The following is a 17405-nucleotide window of genomic DNA, read 5'->3' on the forward strand; positions in this document are numbered from 1 at the left end:
AAAGTTTACTACCTTCTTAATCAAATTATATTAAAAATCCCTTAAAGGAAAATTTCTTATAAGTGCTTCCTTTCTATTGTTTATAGGTTTCCAAAGTGCTATTCTATCTATTCGAGCCATTTTATAAATTTCATCTTTTTTACCATTATTACAAGCTGAAACGTACTCCTTGGATGTCAATTCCTTAATGGAGTAATTCGTATTTGCAAGTACAGTATGTAAGCCCCCATTGTTCCCATTATCTCTAACATCAAACTTATAAAGTTTTAAAGTTTCATTTATCTGTCTTGCAAGCCTTATTACATATCCTTTATTTTCTACCTTTAAATTAACAGACTTACAAGATTGATTAAAACAAATAGATTCATTCACTTTTACTTTAAACTTCTTATAAGGTTTTAATATATCAGAAACAATCTTAGTAAATTTCTCTATATCTGGATTTTCCACAGCTCCAAGAGTTATATGTAAAGGCGGTATATTTTTATACAATCTATACTTTCTACATATATTTCTCTGTATATGCTCAATATAAGAATAGGAATCTTTATCAAACAAAGCTACTAAATAATATTTCATTATTTTCTCAATCCCCCAAATTAATTTTACAAAAATGTATAGTATGTAACTAACATTATATCACATAATTATAATTCTTATAGCATCAAAAATTACCAGTAATTATAAGTATATAAACTACGTCTAAGTGTAAAAATACTAATGTTATCAAATTTACAAAAAGAAAGAGGTGACATCCTGCTTTAAAATATATTTATCTTTTAAAAGCAGGTATATTATGAATAATACTGAAAATAATAGTATTGGATGTATAGTAAACGAATGCAGATTTCATGCAAAGAATACAAATTATTGCACTCTCAACAAAATACAAGTTACAAAGCATGAATCTATGGCTAAAGACGTACAATGTACTGACTGTGGTAGTTTTATGAAACAAGAATAATTATTCTCCACAGTATCTACCTGAAACAATAAAAACTTAAAACAATTACGCCAGCCCAGCTTTTAAATTAAAGCTGGGCTTTAATTTAAAAAATAATTAATTTCATTTATATTATAATTTAAGAGTATCCTTCATATTTTCAAATTTTATGTTAAAATAACACAAAATTATGATATAATAAATTTTGTGTAATATGAATTAAATTTGAGATTTTCTAAACTTTATATAAATATAAATTTGTGATAAGGATGGATACGTGAATGGATAAATTGGTAATTAATGGTGGAAGGCCTCTTTCCGGTTCTATAGAAATTAACGGTGCAAAGAACGCTGCTGTAGCAATATTACCGGCATCAATAATGGCCAGTAAAGGATTATGCTCAATTGATAATATACCTAATATAGAAGACGTCCACTGCATAGAAAGAATTCTTGAAAGTTTAGGCTGCGAAATAAAAACAGGTAAAAATTCAGTAGTAATTAATAGTACTACTATAAATAGTATAGATGCAAACACCGATGACGTACGAAAAATGAGAGCTTCTTATTATCTCATAGGCGCACTGCTGGGCAGATTTAAAAAAGCTAGGGTTGAACTACCAGGAGGATGCCCTATAGGGGTTAGACCTATAGACCAACATATAAAAGGATTTGAAGCTTTAGGTGCCCAAGTTAAAATTAAACACGGTTGCGTATTAGTAGAAGCTAAAAATTTGATTGGAACAAATATATTTTTTGACGTAGTAAGCGTAGGAGCCACTATAAATGTAATGTTAGCTGCTGCTCTTGCAGAAGGCGTAACTACTTTAGAAAATGTGGCAAAAGAACCCCACGTGGTAGATGTAGCAAATTTCTTAAATAGCATGGGAGCAAATATAAAAGGTGCAGGCACTGATATAATAAGAATAGTAGGGGTTAAAGAACTAAAAGGTTGCTCCTATAGTGTTATACCAGATCAAATAGAGGCTGGTACATATATGATTGCAGCAGCAGCCTGCGGTGGAGAAGTAGTTATCCAAAATGTTATACCTAAGCACCTAGAGTCTATATCTGCAAAGCTTATAGAAATGGGAGCTGAAGTAATAGAAGATGGCGATTCTGTTACTGTAAAATCAAGTGGAAAATTAAAGGGCGTAAATATAAAAACCCAACCTTACCCTGGATTTCCTACAGATGTACAACAACCTTTAAGTACTCTTCTAACCGTAGCAGAAGGAAGAAGCATTATAAATGAAAGTATATGGGAAAGTAGATTTAAACATGTAGATGAGCTCAAAAAAATGGGTGCCAATATTAAAGTAGAAGGTAGAACTGCCATTATAGATGGCGTAAGTAAGCTCAGTGGAGCTATTGTAAAAGCAACAGACTTAAGAGCTGGTGCTGCAATGGTTATAGCTGGCCTTATTGCCGAGGGCACTACGGAAGTTTTGAGTATTAAGCACATTGATAGAGGATACCCCAATATAGAAGATAAATTTAGAGCTTTAGGTGCCGATATAAAAAGAGTATCTTATTCTGAGTAATATAAATATTATTTAATAGGGAGATTTATTATGATTTTTTGTCCTTTATACAGCGGCAGCAGTGGAAATTCCATATTTATAGCATCTGATAATGCTAAAATTCTGATAGATGCAGGACTTTCTGGTAAAAGTATAGAAAATGCTCTTTTAAAAATTGGACATAAGCCAAATGACATAGACGCTATACTAGTTACACATGAACACAGTGACCATATTAAAGGTGTAGGTGTGTTATCTAGGAAATATGATATACCTATATATGCAAATACCCTTACCTGGAAAGCCATGTCAAAATCTATAGGCAAGATAAAAGAGCATAATATTAAAATAATTTATGACAATTATATAAATATAAAAGACATGGACATAGTAAGTTATAGTATATCCCATGATGCTGCAGATCCTTATGGATATGCAGTTAACTGTAAAAACAAGAAAGCATGTGTAGCAACAGACTTAGGCTTTATATCAAATGACATCAAGGATATATTAAAAGATTCAGATTTAATTCTTTTAGAAAGTAACCATGATGTAGAAATGTTAAAGTTCGGACCTTATCCTTATGATTTAAAAAGGAGAATTCTAAGTAAAGTAGGTCATCTATCTAATGATGACTGTGGAATGGTCATCCCAGACATTTTAAATGGAAAGTTCAAAAGAATTATTTTAGGACATTTAAGTAAAATAAATAATTATCCTGAATTGGCTTATGAAACTGTAACAAATAGTTTAAGAGAATGCGGCATTAAATTAAATACTGATGTAAGCATATCCATGGCAAGACGTGATCAGCCCAGCAATTATATAAGATTTTAAAAGTATGGGAAGATTTTATACAGTTAATTTTGTCTTGTGAAAACCGTCAGGAGTGATATTAAAATGGAAAGAGAAACTACATATTGCTGTGATCATCATGTTGACATAGCCTTTGATAACTTTTTGGTTGATAATGAAACTTTTCCCTATTTGGTGAATATAACAGGTCATAAGTGTACTTATTGCAACAAAGAAGCCACTTACGCCTTAAAATCAAGACCTTAAAAAGGAATTGCAAAATATAATAATTTTTATTATAATACGTCAGTATAGGTTTTTTATTAAAAAGATTTTTAACTTAGACAAAATATTTAAAATAGAAGATAAGTACAGTAGGTTTTAGACAAAGGCTAACATTGTATTAATACTAAGTATTAATACTAATTGGTCCTTAAATTAAAACACCTATATGTTTATCTGTAGTTTGAAGGGAGGTACTGCTGTAAAAAATATATGCAGCAGGATAAAGTATGAGTTTGTATGAAGATTGGACAAATATGGTTGTAAATTTTGTAAAGGCAAAAGGTGAAGCTGCCTTTTGGAAAGAATATGGCTCAATTGAAAAAAATATTTATACAAAAATTTTATCTGAACATGAGGGCACTATAGATGGAGCTATAAAAGATTTAGCAAAAAAATTTGAAACTTCAGAAGTATTTTTTATGGGATTTTTGGATGGAATAAATGATAGTCTTGAAAAACCTTTAGTTCTTGAAGACTTAAAGGTAGATTCAAAAATTTCTGTAGAAATTAATTTTGAAAAATTGTACTTTAATATGTTAGATGCCAAAGCTGATTACCTGTATGATCTTCCCCAGTGGGAGTCTATATTTTCAAATCAAAAAAGAAGAGAAATACATAAAAAATGGGTTTCTTCTAAAACCGTAGTAAATAAAACTAAGGTTGGTAGAAATGATCCTTGTCCATGCGGCAGCGGTAAAAAATATAAACAGTGCTGTGGCAAAAAATAAGCATATGATTTTCATGTTTAATTTGGAGTAAGCTTTTTAAAGTTTGCTCCATTTTTATTATTATATTTATCCCATAGCTGTAATATAAGCAAACTCCGTCTGAACCTAAGAATCATTTGATATATTATCGTAAAATAGAACTTAATTTTTCATAAAGGAGGATTTTTAAATATGAAAATTAAAAGTAAAAAAATCACACTCATAATTTCAATTTTAGCAATTGCTTTTTTTACATTTATTTATTTTAATAGCCCACTCAAGTCTAATAAAAATTACCCCATAGTCACCGGGTCATTTATCCAGTTAGATCTCACTCAAAATTGGTCAGATAGTGATTGGAAGAAGGAACTAACCTATCTAAAACAAAACAAAATGAAGTATTTGGTGCTATCCGGTGTCTCCCAAACTAATGGAAACATTACTAAAATTTCATATAAAAATTCAAACACAAACTACCCGAAATTATATCCTAACGTTGATCCTGTGGATTTATGCTTAAAAAATGCTGAAGAATTGAACATGAAAATTTTTATGGATACCAACTATAACAATGAGTGGTGGCAAATATCTCCGGAAAACTCAGCCTGGCTAAATTCTCAAATGGAAAGAAGCAGTCTTATAGCTGATGATTTATATAAGAATTATCACCGCAAATATCCTAATGCTTTTTATGGATGGTACTTTCCCTATGAAGTAGACAATGCTAAATTTAATAAATTCAATAAATATGACTGTCTAATAAACGCTATAAATGTTCACCTTAAAACTCTTAGTGAAAGAAAAGAGCGTCTTCCTATTTTATTATCGCCTTTTATGAATTCATCTGCAGGTACTGCCAAAGAATATGAATCAGATTGGAAATATGTATTTTCAAAAACAAACTTTAAAAAAGGAGATATATTTTGCCCTCAAGATTGCATAGGCAGTGGTAGGCTAAAACTAGAAGAGGTTAATTCATGGTATACTGCCCTTAGAAAGGCTGTTGACAGCAAACCTGGTATGTTATTTTGGGCCAACACTGAAAACTTTGATTATGCAAATAACTCCAGTGCACCTTTAGACAGGTTTTTAAAACAACTCACTTTGGAACAACCCTGCGTAGATAATATAATATGTTTTTCTTACAGCCATTATTATAGTCCAAATAATATAGACAGCGGCTTTAATAAGGCATATTCTTATTATGTAAAAAAAGGCAAGCTTCCTATAGAAAAATTAGATATTCCTCAAAATTTAACTGTATCAACTATAGAGAAAAATAAGTTTAAAATAGCTTGGTCAAGCCCTAAAAACTCTAATAATATTTGCGGCTATGAGATTTACAGAAACGGTACCCTAATTTCTCGTATTATGACTCAAAGGAAATATGGAGGTAACCCCAAATATTTTACTAAAGTTATTACAGATATACCTCTGCTACGAGAAGATACAAACCATTGTACTTATGAGGTAAGATCCTTAGGTTTTTCAGGCAATGTATCAAAACCTTCAAAGCCTGCAGTAGTTGCAGTGGATTCTATAAAAAAACTTCCTAACTTGCTTTCAAGGAATTGTACTTATACCTTGCTTCCCATGCCCCACGAAAATTACAATGACGCAACACTTAAAAAACTTACTGACGGAAAGTTTGCTTCTGTAAATTCAGTAAAAGACAAAGCTTTGGTAGGTTGGTACACTAAACCCATAGATATAACTATAGATCTAGGAAGCTCAAAACAAGTGGAACAATTCATGGTAAGTTATTTTAGAGACACAATTTCTTGGTCTGAACTTCCCGATAGAGCTTCTATTGCCGTATCTGAAGATGGTGTAAGTTTTACACCTGTAGGACTTTTTAGGATTCCTTCTGTACCTTTTTCAGACAGATATGGTTCCAAATATCCCCTATATTTAACTCTGTCTAGACCTATAAAAGCAAGATATATAAAGCTAACTTCTGTTACTAAACCTAATTATTATACTTTTATAGATGAATTTGAAGTGCGAAGTAATTAAAAACACCTCTGTACATATGTTTAATATGAATTTTTCGTTTGCATACCTATTATATTATTGTATAATATAATAGAATGTGACTAAATAACGATTCCTAAGCATCAGATAGAGTTAAAACTCCCTCTGATACCAAGAACCTATTTATATAGTTCATACTAATCTTAAAAACTGTGTATTCAGTTAATCCAATATTTTAAAGCAGTTATGAAAATTTAAAATACAATGTACCTATGGAGGAAAATTTATGGAAACCACATTGATAAGATCTCTTTATAGAGAAACTGAAAAATTTGTAAACAAAGATATTAAAATTTCAGGCTGGATTAGAACCCTAAGAGATTCTAAATCATTCGGCTTTATAGAATTAAATGATGGATCATTCTTCAAAAACATCCAAATAGTCTTTGATGAAAAATTGACTAACTTTAAAGAACTAACAAAATTAGCTATCAGTTCATCATTGTCTATAGAGGGCACCTTGGTTCTTACACCTAATGCAAAGCAGCCTTTTGAAATACAGGCCAAGAAAATAACATTAGAAGGTAATTCATCTTCAGACTACCCTCTTCAAAAGAAAAGACATACTTTAGAATATCTTAGAACCATCGCTCACTTGAGATCAAGAAGCAATACTTTTTCTGCAGTATTTAGAGTTCGTTCTATAGCAGCCTATGCAGTTCATAAATTCTTCCAGGAAAGAGGATTTGTATATGCAAATACACCTTTAATAACTGGAAGTGACTGTGAAGGTGCTGGAGAAATGTTTAAAGTAACTTCCATGGATTTAAATAGCATTCCTAAAAAGGAAGATGGCAGCGTAGACTTTTCAAAGGATTTCTTTGGTAAAGAAACAAACTTAACTGTAAGTGGCCAATTGTCAGCAGAAACTATGGCTCTTGCTTTTAGAAATGTATATACTTTTGGTCCTACTTTTAGAGCAGAGGATTCAAACACAGCTAGACACGCTGCTGAATTTTGGATGATAGAACCTGAAATGGCATTTGCTGAGTTAAAAGATTATATGGATGTAGCAGAGGAACTAGTAAAATATATAATAAATTACGTGCTTGAAAATGCACCAGAAGAAATGGCCTTTTTCAATTCTTTCATAGATAAAACTTTATTTAATAGATTAGATAATGTAGCTAATTCAGAATTTGGTAGAATAACTTACACTGAGGCTGTGGATATACTAAAGAAAAGTGGAGCATCATTTGAATATCCAGTAGAGTGGGGTATTGACCTTCAAACAGAACATGAAAGATATCTAACTGAAAAAGTATTTAAAAAGCCTATATTTGTTACCGATTATCCAAAAGCTATAAAAGCATTCTATATGAGAGAAAATGAAGATGGGAAAACAGTTGCAGCTGCAGATCTTTTAGTACCAGGAGTAGGAGAAATAATTGGAGGAAGCCAAAGAGAAGAACGATATAAAGTTCTTGAAAAAAGAATAGAAGAGCTTGGACTTAATAAAAAAGATTATTGGTGGTACTTAGAACTTAGAAAATATGGAGAAACTAAACATTCCGGTTTTGGTCTTGGGTTTGAAAGAATACTAATGTACATAACTGGTATGTCTAATATACGAGATGTAATTCCATTTCCTAGAACAACTGGTTCTGCTGAATTTTAATGCACTGATTGTTAGGCATTTTCAAAAAATAACTAGTCAGTATGCTAGCCTATTTTTAACTTGTTATTTTCTTTCAAATGCCTTAAGGGGGGTAATGTTGTATGGAAAAAAGAATAGGTGTAGTTGGTATAGTAGTAAACAACCTTGAAAACTCTCCAAAAGTAAATACTATACTTCACTCTTTTTCAAATATCATAGTAGGAAGATTAGGCATTCCATACAGAGAAAGAAACGTTTCAGTTATATCAGTGATAGTAGACGGTACCTCAGATGAGATAAGTTCCATGACTGGCAAGTTAGGTAAAATGGATGGTATAACGGTAAAAACTGCTATAACTAAAAAGTAACTTTATTAAATAAGAATAAGGCTTCTAAAATTTACATAAAATTAAGGAGGTCTTATTTTTGTGTTCAAAATATCCTTACATAATAAAATTATTTTGTAAACCTTTTACTTTTGACATTAAAATTACTTTATACGAAAAATTATAAAAATTTATAAATTTTTATAATTTTTTTCATTGTAACCGGTTGCACATTGTTTCAATATTTATTAAATTTCGCTAAAATATAATATGTAGGAAAAGTCATTTTAAAAAAATTTTATAATAATTATATATAAAGAAAGGCGGCCTATACATGAATATAGTAAAATTATTTGAATTACAAGAAAATTTAAATAGCAGAATTAGAAGTAACATTTCTATAAAAAAAGATTCTTTAATTTCAAAGGAAACTCTTGCACTTCAAGTAAAGATGGCTGAACTGGCTAATGAAACCCAGTGTTTTAATTTTTGGAGTAATGATGTAACTGCAAATAATGATTTAATTTTAAAGGAGTATATAAATTCTTTAAATTTTATACTAACTCTAGGACTTGAAAAAGAATTTACTGATATTAAAATAAACGTAAAAACCAACGATGGAGATATTACCTCTCAATTCTTAAATTTATATATTGATATAAATGACTTTATCGTCTGTTCATCTAAAGATCATTACATAACTTTATTTGAAGACTTTTTAAGTTTAGGATACAGCCTAGGTTTTTCTAATAAAACTATAGAAAATGCTTTCTATTCTAAACATTCTGTTCTTATGTAAATAAATTTAACTTCTAATATTCTCAAGTGGATAGCCTTGAGAATATTTTTTACAAACAAAGTTTTAATAATATAGATCTCCTACGGTTAAACTACTGTGGGAGGCGATATAAATTGTTTGGTATACTTTATTCAATAGTAGCAGGAATAAGCATGAGCATTCAGGGTGTATTCAATACTAGATTGAGTGATAAATTAGGGTTATGGGTCACAACTACAATAGTTCAAGGCACGGGGTTTGTAATAGCCCTTATCTTAGCTTTTTTTAACAAAAAAAACAACTTGCAAAACATAGGCTGCTGCAAAAAATTATACCTTTTAGGTGGAGTTTTAGGTATAATCATAACAGTAACTGTAATACAAGGCATTAAATTTCTAGGGCCAACTCATTCTATTGCAATAATTTTAGTTGCTCAACTTGCTACTGCAGCCTTAATTGATTTTTGGGGATTGTTTGATTCCCAAAAAATAAGTTTTACAACAAATAAAATACTAGGATTGACTATGATGGTTTTAGGTATAATACTACTTAAATGGAAAAGTTAGATATTTTTAATATATTAGACTAATTAATTAAATAAATATATAATTAATACAGGATATGTTAAAAAAGTAAAGCTGCCATTTTAAGGGGGAATTTTCAATGGATTTTAAACAAATAGAAGCTTTTATAAATGTAGCCAAATTTAAAAGCTTTTCAAAGGCTGCAAATTTCAGTTTTTTATCTCAGCCTGCCATTAGTTCTCACATTTCTAGTTTAGAAAAAGAATTAAAAGTATATTTATTTGATAGGACTTCTAAAGAGGTACGTCTTACTCCTGCAGGAGAATCTTTTCTAAACTTTGCATTAGAAATTTTAGAAATCCGTGACAACGCCATATATACGTTAACTAATTTTAACGAAACTATAGCTGGTAATTTGAAATTAGCTTCTAGTACTACTCCCTGTAACACTTTAGTTCCTTCCTTAATAGAAAAATTTCATAATATACATCCTGGTGTAACCTTCGATGTATTAGAATTAAACTCTTCAAAAATAATTGATAACATAATAAAATTTAATTTTGAAATTGGACTAATAGGAGAACCTATAGACGATGAAAAAATTGAAAGTTATGAACTAACTAAAGATGAGCTAGTTATTATATCTCATCCTTCCTTTAATATTCCCGATATTATAGACATACCTTCCCTTTTTAAATACAATTTTATATTACGAGAAAAAGGCTCTGCTACAAGAAAGACATTTGAAGATACATTAACAAAGAATGGATATAGCACTTCTCACATAACTTCATGTTTAGAAGTAAATAATATAGGCTCTCTTATACAATTTGTAAGGAAGGGATTTGGTATAGCTGTAGTTTCAAAGCAAGTACTTAAAAATTATATATCCCTAGGATTGATAAAGGAAAGTACTATAAAGGATATTCCACTAACTAGATCCATATATCTTATTATAAGTTCTAAGAGATCTCTTACTCCAACAGCAAAATCATTTTTTAATTTTTGTAAAAAATGTTTTAAGATAGATTAGTATGATATAGGGGGTTTTAGGTTTCTAAATTAACTTATATAAAAAAATTATGACGTAACTTTTTTAGTTGAAAGTTGATAGTGGACAATTGACAGTAAAGGATGATTTTTAGCTATCGCAAAAAATCTTTAAATTTATAAAACCATCAATGTTTTGCTTTAGCAAAACCGGGCTATCAAAAATTTAATTAAAGATTTTTTGTAGTGAAACGGAAAAAAATCAACCTTCACTGTCCACTATCAATTGTCAACTTTCAACTAAGCAAATTGCTTCGTAATTTTTTTAAACTGCCAAAGTTGAGTTTTTAATTCTTCATTCTTAACTATTAACTATAGCACATATACTGTAATAAGCATTATAATATATTGTAATAAATTTTAAGGAGAATAATATGTTTTCCATAAAAAGCAAATTGGAACTTAACCTAAAATTATCAATGGACAAGGGATTATATAAAACTTACAGAGTTATAATAAAATGCACTTCCCTTACGGAAACTATAGAAAAGAAGGTAAAGCTGTACAACGGTAAAGTAATACGTTCAATTCCCATTATAAATTGCATATGTGCAACCTTAACTTCTCGTTCTATAAACAGAATAATAGAATTTCCTCAAGTACGTTACGTAATAAATGACTGCTGTGCTCTACTATGTGGTAATAATAGCATTCTTGCTTCAAATGGTGCAGTATTTGAGGATAACTACAAGCTCACAGGCAAAAATGTATGTATAGGGTTAATAGACTCTGGTTCTTATCCCCATCCAGATCTTTTGAATCCTAAAAATAAAATAGCAAAATTTGTGGATTTAATAAACTCATACAAATACCCCTACGATGACAATGGACATGGTACTTTTATGAGTGGAATTATGTGCGGCAGTGGTATTGAGTCCAAAGGGTTATACAAAGGTATTGCAGAAAACAGCAGTATTTACTCTATAAAAGCCTTTAATGCTCTTGGTAAAGGCTATGTATCCGATATATTATTTTCACTTCAGCTATTATTGAATGAAAGCTCAGATGAAAAAATAAAAATAATTTGCCTTCCCTTTGAACTAGATATGGATAATCATTTTATACTATCCTTATTTGAAAAAATGTTTCAAATAGCTGTTAAATTAAACATAACAATTATAGTACCATCTGGTCACCGAGGTAACCTTCAAGGCAGCATAAAAGGCATTGCCATTTTAAACAATTGTATAACTGCTGCAGGCGTTGATACAACTTTTAAAGATATTAAACCCTATAAATACTCTTCCTGCGGTCCTATTAATAAAGTTCAGAAACCTGACCTGAGTGCTGCCTGCGTAAATATATGCTCTATAAATTCAAATACACAATATATACCCCAGCGAAATGGAGCGAAATTATATCCAAAACCGCTTGAAAATCCATATGTATATTATACTGGCACCTCCTGTTCCGCGGCCTATATAAGTGGTGTATGTGCCTTAATGTATGAAAATAACCCTGAGCTCACTTTCAATGATCTAAGTTCTCTTTTAAAAATATCCTGCAACCTGCTCAACATACCAAAGTGGTGTCAAGGTTCTGGTATGTTGGATTTAAATAAATTATTGCCTTAAATAAAAATAACTACAAATGAATAGTTTTATCTATTCTTTGTAGTTTATCATTTAACAAAATATAATTTAATTCTAATAACCCTTATTTATATCTACTATGTTTACTAACTTATCTCCTGATGCATATCTTTTTAGATTATCATAAATCATATTAAATCTCCTAATATCCACTTGATCCGATACCCAAGAATTATGAGGCGTTATAGTTACATTTTCAAATTTCCAAAAAGGACTACTTTCATCTAAAGGCTCATTTTCTACTACATCTAAAGCAGCTCCTGCTATTTTCCCATTTTTTATATTTTTTATCAAAGCTTTTTCATCTAATATAGATCCTCTTGCAATGTTCACTATGTAAACTCCATTTTTCATACTTTTAAATAAATTTTCATTTACTAAATGATTAGTTTTCTTAGTATAGGGAATAGACACTACTACTATATCAGATAACTTTAACATATCTTCTACATTTTCCAAAGAGAAACACTTATCAAAATGTTCCACGTCACTGCCCTTTGTATTTAAGCCTAAAATTTTTACACCAAATGGTTTCAATCTACTTGCCGCTTCTTTAGCTATACTACCTGTACCTATAAATCCTACCGTTTTGCCCCACAACTCCAATATTCCCATATCCATTTTCCAGATCTTATTTTTTTGTTTTTCATAGAACTTCTGACTGTGTTTTAACATTTCTAATATCTTTAATACTATCCATTCTCCCATAGGTATACTATATCCACCTTTATTATTAGTCAAAATTATATTTTTCTTTCTAATATCATCCTTGGGAGCCTGATCTATTCCAACACTAAAAAGCTGTATCCATTTTAGCTTGTTCATTTTACCTATATCTAGAGTTTTAAAAGGATCATAGCATAACAAAACCTCTGCATCCTTAAATTCATCCTTATAATACAAATTGTCATCTTCAACTACTTCTATGTCATATCCTAATCTTTGTATGCCATTGATACTTTTCTTACCAAAGTCACGAGTACACAGTAATTTAATTCCCATAAGACTCACCCCTATAAAATCCACTTATTCCATAAACTTACCCATTTTTCTAAATTTATTGTACCTTTGCTCGAGTAATTCTTCTTTAGATCTTTTCCTAAGTATACCTATTTTTTCTATAAGTTCTTCTTTTATGGTGCAGGCCATTTTATCTACATCTTTTTGTGCCCCTCCTGCAGGTTCCTTTAATATTTTATCTATTATACCGTATTTTTTTAAATCTTGAGCTGTAATTTTCATAATCTCAGCTGCTTCCTTAGCTTTGGAAGCATCTTTCCATAGTATACCTGCAAAACCTTCCGGGGTTAAAATAGAATATATAGAATTCTCCAGCATCCAAACTGAATCCGCTACAGCGAAAGCAAGGGCGCCACCACTTCCACCTTCTCCAACTATTATAGATATTATAGGTACTTTTAAATTAAACATCTCCATTAGATTTTTGGCTATTGCCTCTCCCTGTCCTCTTTCCTCTGCTTCCATGCCGCAAAAGGCTCCAGGTGTATCCACAAAACATATAATAGGCCTATCAAATTTATCTGCCTGTTTCATAAGTCTTAATCCTTTTCTATATCCATCAGGCTCTGGCATACCAAAATTTCTCTTTATATTTTCTTGTGTATTCCTACCTTTTTGCTGGGCCACAATGGTTACAGGTTCACCATTTAACAATCCAATACCTCCTACTACAGAAGGATCATCATTAAAATATCTATCTCCATGAAGCTCCATAAAAGAGTCAAATATTCTATTTATATAATCAAGTGAAGTTGGTCTTTCTATCATTCTAGCTAAAGTAACCCTATCCCACGCATTTTTACTCTCAAATTTTTTATTAAAAATTTTTTGAACCTTTTCTAATTTTTCCATATAAGAGCTTCCTTTCATTTAGAAAATTTACCTATTCCTATTATGAATATACAATATCTTCTTCAAGGTATTCTTTAAATTTTCCCTTGAAACTATACTATCTACAAATCCATGTTTTAATAGAAATTCTGCACTTTGAAATCCCTCAGGAAGTTTTTGCTTTATGGTCTGCTCTATTACTCTCTTCCCTGCAAATCCCACGAGCGCTCCAGGTTCCGCTAAAATTATATCACCAAGCATAGCAAAACTTGCTGTAACTCCACCAGTAGTAGGATCTGTAAGAACCGATATATATAAAAGTCCTGCGTCATTCAACCTATTTATAGCTCCGCTTATCTTTGCCATCTGCATTAACGAAAAAATACCTTCCTGCATTCTAGCACCTCCAGAAGCTGTAAAAATAATCAAAGGTATTTTTAACTCAATAGCTTTTTCTACAGCTCTGGTAATTTTCTCTCCTACCACGGAACCCATGCTTCCCATCATAAAATTACTATCCATAACACAAATTACTGCAGACTCTCCTCCTATGGTACCCTTTCCTGTAATTACAGCTTCTTTGAGATTAGTCTTTTTCTGCATATTGCTGATTTTATCTTCATATCCTTTAAATCCTATAGGATTAGTAGACGTCATGTTTTCATCAAATTGGCAAAAGCTATCTTTATCTGTTATAAGATCTATTCTTTCTTTAGCATTCATCCTAAAATGATGCTTGCAATACTGACATACTCTATTATTTTTTTCTAAATCCTGCTTATACAGTACCTTACCACATCCATCACATTTTACCCACATTCCATTTGGTATACTTGGCTTTGAATCTAAATCTTCATGGATATTATTTAAAGCCCTCTGACTAACTGTAATATATTTTGTTTTTTTAAAGAATTTATTTAACAAGCTTTATCACCTCTCTTATAAGATTGACCACCAAATCGTAAATAGTCAATTTATTTTATAGTAAAGCAATATAACTATTTTACTACAAATAAAGGAAGGAATTAATACTTGAAATTATTTTCTATAAACTTTGTATCATAAGTTCCTTCTATAAATTCCTTACTATCTATGAGTTCAAATTGGAAGTCTATATTGGTACTAACTCCTTCTATAATAAATTCTCCCAGAGCCCTTCTCATTCTACATATAGCTTCATCTCTATCTTTTCCATATACAATGAGCTTTGCTATCATAGAATCATAATAGGGAGGAATATTATATCCCGAGTACACTGCACTATCTACTCTTACATTAAAACCTCCAGGTACATATAAGTCTTTTATCTTTCCTGGAGAAGGCATAAAACCTCTTTTTACATCTTCTGCATTTATTCTGCATTCTATAGAATGACCAGTTATTTTAACATCATCCTGAGAAAAATCCAACTTTTCTCCTGCTGCAATTTTTATCTGTTCTTTTACAAGATCTATACCTGTTACCATTTCTGTTATAGCATGTTCTACTTGAATGCGAGTATTCATCTCCATGAAATAGTAATTATTATTTTTGTCTAAAAGAAATTCTACAGTCCCAGCATTATTATAATGTACAGCCTTTGCTGCCCTTACAGCTGTTTCTCCCATGGATTTTCTAAGTTCTTCCGTAACTACCTTGCTAGGTGCTTCTTCCATTACTTTTTGATTTCTTCTCTGCATGGAGCAGTCTCTTTCTCCCAGATAAACTACATTTCCAAAATTATCTCCAAGTATCTGAATTTCTACATGCTTTGGCCTTTCTATAAACTTTTCCAAGTATATAGTATCATCTCCAAAAGCTGCACTAGCTTCAGCTTTAGCATTTTCATAATTTTTTATAATCTCGGATTCATCATATACAACTCTTATGCCACGTCCACCACCGCCTGCAGAGGCTTTTATCATAACTGGATATCCTATTTTTCTTGCAGTTTCCAAAAGTTCTTCATTTGTTTTTATAGCACCATCTGACCCTGGAACGATAGGAACTCCTGCCTTTCCCATTATATCTCTGGCATTAGACTTATTGCCCATACTGTCAATGCATTCTGGAGTAGGACCTATAAACGTAATATTACACTGTTCACATATACTTGCAAACTTACTGTTTTCAGATAAAAAACCAAATCCAGGATGAATAGCTTGAGCTCCTGATAAAACTGTAGCACTTATTATATTTTGTACGTTTAAATAACTTTCTTTAGGAGATGCCGGTCCTATACATATGGCTTCATCTGCCATCTGAGTGTGAAGTGCATCCCTGTCTGCTTCTGAATACACTGCTACAGTTTCTATCCCCATTTCCCTGCAGGCTCTAATTATCCTAACTGCTATTTCTCCTCTATTGGCAATCAAAATCTTATTAAACACTTTTAAAATTCAACTCCTGACAATCTAATTTTTGTCTCCTATCATAAACAACAATTCACCTTCAGCAGCTTTTTTGCCTTCCACATATGCTACTGCCTTTCCAATTCCTGCAGGTCCTTTAATTTTTACAATCTCTGCTTCTAATTTAAGTGTATCTCCAGGCACTACCTTTCTTCTGAATTTTGCTTTATTTATCCCTCCAAAGAAAGCTATTTTGCCTTTAAATTCTTCTTTGCTTAAAATAGCTACAGCTCCAGCCTGAGCTAATGCTTCTATTATAAGTACTCCAGGCATTACAGGTTCTTCTGGAAAATGTCCCTGAAAAAAATATTCATTAGCAGTAACATTCTTATATGCTATAACTTTTTTACCTGACTCCATATAAGTTACCTTATCCAACAAAAGAAACGGATATCTATGAGGAATAATTTTTTTTATTTCATTTATTCCAAAGTTCACATTAAATTCATCTTGTTCCATAAGTATTCTCCTCCCACAGCTATTAAGCTTCAGTTTTTATTTTAAATAGTGGCTGACCATACTCTACCATCTGTTCATTCTCAACTAAAATATCCACTACTTCTCCATCCACTTCGCTTTGAATCTCATTCATAAGTTTCATAGCTTCTATTATACACAGAGTATCTCCTTTTTTTACTTTAGATCCTACATTTACGAAAACAGGTTTTTCAGGTCCTGATGAATTATAAAAAGTACCTACTATAGGTGACTTTACTTCTTTTATGTTATCATCTTCTATATTGTCATCTTCTATATTGTCATCTTTTTTTTCTTCAGATTTTTTAACCTTATCTATATTATCTTCTTTTACTTCAATTTTGTCACTTTGTTTTTCAAAAACAGGTTTTATATTTTCTCCATTTTCTTTTACTATGTTTACCTGTTTTATGTTTCCTTCTTCACCCTGCTTTTTCATAATTATAGATACGTTATCCCAATTAACTTCTAAATATCCAAGCTTTGAATTATCCATAGTTTTTATCATATTTTCAATTGCTTTAAAATCCATA

Annotated in this window: 19 protein-coding genes; 12 read left to right on the forward strand and 7 right to left on the reverse strand. The window is 31.0% G+C overall.

Features of this window, described 5'->3' with window-relative positions; genetic code table 11:
- Positions 1 to 30: 30 nt before the first annotated feature.
- Positions 31 to 579: a 2'-5' RNA ligase family protein gene (locus DMR38_RS21035; RefSeq protein ID WP_127723630.1), complete on the reverse strand. Its 549-nt coding sequence runs from the start codon at positions 577 to 579 to the stop codon at positions 31 to 33.
- A 217-nt stretch (positions 580 to 796) separates the two neighbouring features.
- Here DMR38_RS21035 and DMR38_RS21040 point away from each other — a divergent pair, with 217 nt between their 5' ends.
- The 12 genes from DMR38_RS21040 (at position 797) to DMR38_RS21095 (ending at position 12136) form a co-directional block, all read left to right on the forward strand.
- On the forward strand, positions 797 to 964 hold the full coding sequence (locus DMR38_RS21040) for a DUF1540 domain-containing protein (RefSeq protein WP_127723632.1): 168 nt from the start codon (positions 797 to 799) through the stop codon (positions 962 to 964).
- A gap of 260 nt (positions 965 to 1224) precedes the next feature.
- Positions 1225 to 2487 (forward strand): UDP-N-acetylglucosamine 1-carboxyvinyltransferase, encoded by a 1263-nt coding sequence (locus tag DMR38_RS21045; protein ID WP_127723634.1) that lies wholly within the window; start codon positions 1225 to 1227, stop codon positions 2485 to 2487.
- A gap of 30 nt (positions 2488 to 2517) precedes the next feature.
- Positions 2518 to 3303, forward strand: coding sequence for an MBL fold metallo-hydrolase (locus DMR38_RS21050; protein WP_127723636.1), 786 nt, complete (start codon positions 2518 to 2520; stop codon positions 3301 to 3303).
- A gap of 63 nt (positions 3304 to 3366) precedes the next feature.
- Positions 3367 to 3528 carry a CxxH/CxxC protein gene (locus DMR38_RS21055; protein ID WP_127723638.1) on the forward strand — a complete coding sequence of 54 codons (162 nt, stop codon included), beginning with the start codon at positions 3367 to 3369 and terminating at the stop codon, positions 3526 to 3528.
- 245 nt (positions 3529 to 3773) lie between these two features.
- Positions 3774 to 4274: an SEC-C metal-binding domain-containing protein gene (locus DMR38_RS21060; protein WP_127723640.1), complete on the forward strand. Its 501-nt coding sequence runs from the start codon at positions 3774 to 3776 to the stop codon at positions 4272 to 4274.
- Positions 4275 to 4445: 171 nt separating this feature from the next.
- Entirely contained in the window at positions 4446 to 6269 is a 1824-nt protein-coding gene (locus DMR38_RS21065) for a DUF4434 domain-containing protein (protein WP_243124389.1), read from the forward strand.
- A gap of 244 nt (positions 6270 to 6513) precedes the next feature.
- Positions 6514 to 7905: an asparagine--tRNA ligase gene (gene asnS / locus DMR38_RS21070; RefSeq protein WP_127723642.1), complete on the forward strand. Its 1392-nt coding sequence runs from the start codon at positions 6514 to 6516 to the stop codon at positions 7903 to 7905.
- A gap of 101 nt (positions 7906 to 8006) precedes the next feature.
- On the forward strand, positions 8007 to 8252 hold the full coding sequence (locus DMR38_RS21075; RefSeq protein ID WP_127723644.1) for a TM1266 family iron-only hydrogenase system putative regulator: 246 nt from the start codon (positions 8007 to 8009) through the stop codon (positions 8250 to 8252).
- Positions 8253 to 8544: 292 nt separating this feature from the next.
- Complete coding sequence (locus tag DMR38_RS21080) at positions 8545 to 9009, forward strand: dUTP diphosphatase (RefSeq protein WP_127723646.1); 465 nt, start codon at positions 8545 to 8547, stop codon at positions 9007 to 9009.
- Between the two features lie 113 nt (positions 9010 to 9122).
- On the forward strand, positions 9123 to 9554 hold the full coding sequence (locus tag DMR38_RS21085) for a DMT family transporter (RefSeq protein ID WP_127723648.1): 432 nt from the start codon (positions 9123 to 9125) through the stop codon (positions 9552 to 9554).
- A 97-nt stretch (positions 9555 to 9651) separates the two neighbouring features.
- Positions 9652 to 10545 carry a selenium metabolism-associated LysR family transcriptional regulator gene (locus tag DMR38_RS21090; protein WP_127723650.1) on the forward strand — a complete coding sequence of 298 codons (894 nt, stop codon included), beginning with the start codon at positions 9652 to 9654 and terminating at the stop codon, positions 10543 to 10545.
- A 391-nt stretch (positions 10546 to 10936) separates the two neighbouring features.
- On the forward strand, positions 10937 to 12136 hold the full coding sequence (locus tag DMR38_RS21095) for a S8 family serine peptidase (protein WP_127723652.1): 1200 nt from the start codon (positions 10937 to 10939) through the stop codon (positions 12134 to 12136).
- Between the two features lie 72 nt (positions 12137 to 12208).
- On the opposite strand, the gene DMR38_RS21100 is transcribed toward DMR38_RS21095, so the two are convergent.
- The 6 genes from DMR38_RS21100 to accB form a co-directional block, all read right to left on the reverse strand.
- The gene (locus DMR38_RS21100) at positions 12209 to 13156 is read right to left on the reverse strand and encodes a phosphoglycerate dehydrogenase (RefSeq protein ID WP_127723654.1); all 948 of its coding nucleotides are present in this window, start codon (positions 13154 to 13156) and stop codon (positions 12209 to 12211) included.
- A gap of 24 nt (positions 13157 to 13180) precedes the next feature.
- The gene (locus DMR38_RS22090; protein ID WP_175413090.1) at positions 13181 to 14026 is read right to left on the reverse strand and encodes an acetyl-CoA carboxylase carboxyltransferase subunit alpha; all 846 of its coding nucleotides are present in this window, start codon (positions 14024 to 14026) and stop codon (positions 13181 to 13183) included.
- A 27-nt stretch (positions 14027 to 14053) separates the two neighbouring features.
- Positions 14054 to 14929: an acetyl-CoA carboxylase, carboxyltransferase subunit beta gene (gene accD, locus DMR38_RS22095; RefSeq protein WP_175413091.1), complete on the reverse strand. Its 876-nt coding sequence runs from the start codon at positions 14927 to 14929 to the stop codon at positions 14054 to 14056.
- A 101-nt stretch (positions 14930 to 15030) separates the two neighbouring features.
- Positions 15031 to 16374: an acetyl-CoA carboxylase biotin carboxylase subunit gene (locus DMR38_RS21110; RefSeq protein WP_127723656.1), complete on the reverse strand. Its 1344-nt coding sequence runs from the start codon at positions 16372 to 16374 to the stop codon at positions 15031 to 15033.
- Between the two features lie 24 nt (positions 16375 to 16398).
- Complete coding sequence (gene fabZ / locus DMR38_RS21115) at positions 16399 to 16854, reverse strand: 3-hydroxyacyl-ACP dehydratase FabZ (protein ID WP_127723658.1); 456 nt, start codon at positions 16852 to 16854, stop codon at positions 16399 to 16401.
- 22 nt (positions 16855 to 16876) lie between these two features.
- Positions 16877 to 17404, reverse strand: coding sequence for an acetyl-CoA carboxylase biotin carboxyl carrier protein (gene accB / locus DMR38_RS21120; protein WP_127723660.1), 528 nt, complete (start codon positions 17402 to 17404; stop codon positions 16877 to 16879).
- Between the last annotated feature and the right edge of the window lies 1 nt (position 17405).

It is taken from the genome of Clostridium sp. AWRP, assembly GCF_004006395.2.
Classification (GTDB): domain Bacteria; phylum Bacillota; class Clostridia; order Clostridiales; family Clostridiaceae; genus Clostridium_B.